This is a genomic window from Arthrobacter sp. 9V (genome assembly GCF_902506065.1).
Classification (GTDB): Bacteria; Actinomycetota; Actinomycetes; order Actinomycetales; family Micrococcaceae; genus Arthrobacter.
Window position 1 is genome coordinate 1 of record NZ_LR733061.1, and the last position, 1630, is coordinate 1630.

The window sequence follows — 1630 nt, forward strand, 5'->3', positions numbered from 1 at the left end:
GAACCCGGGTTCCCCGGGCCGATGTCGTAGTGTGGCGGGAATGTCCCACTGAACGGAGCACTCGATGACGAACGGCAACAGCCTCGACCCCTGGTACGACTCCTACGCCCAGCGCACCGCCGGCTTGAGCGCCTCCGAGGTCCGAGCCCTGTTCGCCGTCGCCTCGCGCCCCGAAGTCGTCTCACTGGCCGGCGGCATGCCGTTCGTCTCCGCGCTCCCCAGGGAGCTCGTCACGGGCTCCCTGGACCGTGTCATGAACGAGCACGCCGCCATGGCGCTCCAGTACGGCGGGGGACAGGGCCTGCGTTCCCTCCGCGAGCACATCGTGGACGTCATGAGCCTCGAGGGCATCCGCGCCAGCGCCGAGGACGTCGTGGTCACCACGGGCTCGCAGCACGCGCTCGACCTCGTCACGCGGCTGTTCATCGATCCGGGCGACATCGTGCTCGCCGAGTCGCCGTCCTACGTCGGTGCGATCGGTGTCTTCCGGTCGTACCAGGCCGAGACGGTGCACGTGACGACCGACAAGCTCGGGTTGGTCCCCGAGGCGCTGCGTGAGGCGATCGCGAACCTCCGCACCCAGGGCAAGCGGATCAAGTTCCTCTACACGATCCCGAACTTCCACAACCCGGCCGGCGTCACGATGAGCCGAGAGCGACGCATCGAGGTGCTCGACATCTGCCGGTCGAACAACATCCTCGTGCTCGAGGACAACCCCTACGGACTCCTCTGGTTCGACGAGCCGGCACCCCAGGCCATCCGCTCGATCGACGAAGAGGGCGTCGTGTACCTCGGCTCCTTCTCCAAGACGCTCGCGCCCGGGTTCCGCGTCGGCTGGGCACTCGCGCCGCACGCGATCCGCGAGAAACTCGTGCTCGCCAACGAGTCGGCCGTCCTCGCCCCGAACTCCTTCGGCCAGTACGTCGTGAACGCCTACCTCGACGCCGCGGACTGGAAGGGTCAGGTCGACACCTTCCGGGGCATCTACGCCGAGCGACGTGACGCCATGCTGTCCGCGCTGGGGGAGTTCCTGCCCGACCTGTCCTGGACCAAGCCGAACGGTGGTTTCTTCGTCTGGCTGACGCTGCCGGAGTCGCTCGACTCCAAGGGCATGCTGCCGCGTGCCGTCAAGGAGCTCGTCGCTTACACACCGGGGACGGCGTTCTACGCCGACGGACGTGGCGGTGGACACATCCGCCTGTCGTTCTGCTACCCGACGCCGGAGCAGATCCGCGTCGGCGTCAAGCGGTTGGCGAACGTCGTCAACGACGAGCTCGAACTCATCGAGACCTTCGGGCCGACCACGCGCCCCAACACGGTGGTGCGAGCGACATCGTCCGTCAGTGCACCGCCGCCGAACATCTCCTGATCAGCACTTTTGCGCGACGCTGATCGCACAGCACCGCAGTTCCACACCGGAGGACCCCGCATGGCCGAGCTCACCCGTCGTCACGTCGTCGTCGTCGCCGGAGGCATCTCGCACGAGCGGGACGTCTCCCTGCGATCCGGTCGCCGGGTCGCCGACTCACTGACCGGCTACGGCTGGCATGTCGATCTCCGCGACGCCGACGCGCTCCTGTTGCCCGCCCTCGCGGAGTCCCGCCCGGACGTCGTGTGGCCGGCGCTGCAC

1 protein-coding gene and 1 pseudogene are annotated in these 1630 nt (G+C 68.0%); both read left to right on the forward strand.

What is annotated here, in order from left to right; genetic code table 11:
• The first annotated feature begins 64 nt into the window (after positions 1 to 64).
• Positions 65 to 1369, forward strand: coding sequence for an aminotransferase-like domain-containing protein (locus BACI9J_RS24110; protein WP_159556178.1), 1305 nt, complete (start codon positions 65 to 67; stop codon positions 1367 to 1369).
• Positions 1370 to 1429: 60 nt separating this feature from the next.
• A pseudogene (locus BACI9J_RS24115) lies at positions 1430 to 1630 on the forward strand (D-alanine--D-alanine ligase); the annotation flags it as partial.

Bases quoted from the DNA above. Each gene is read 5' to 3' on its own strand.
- BACI9J_RS24110 (WP_159556178.1), top strand. From the start codon at position 65: ATGACGAACGGCAACAGCCTCGACCCCTGGTACGACTCCTACGCCCAG.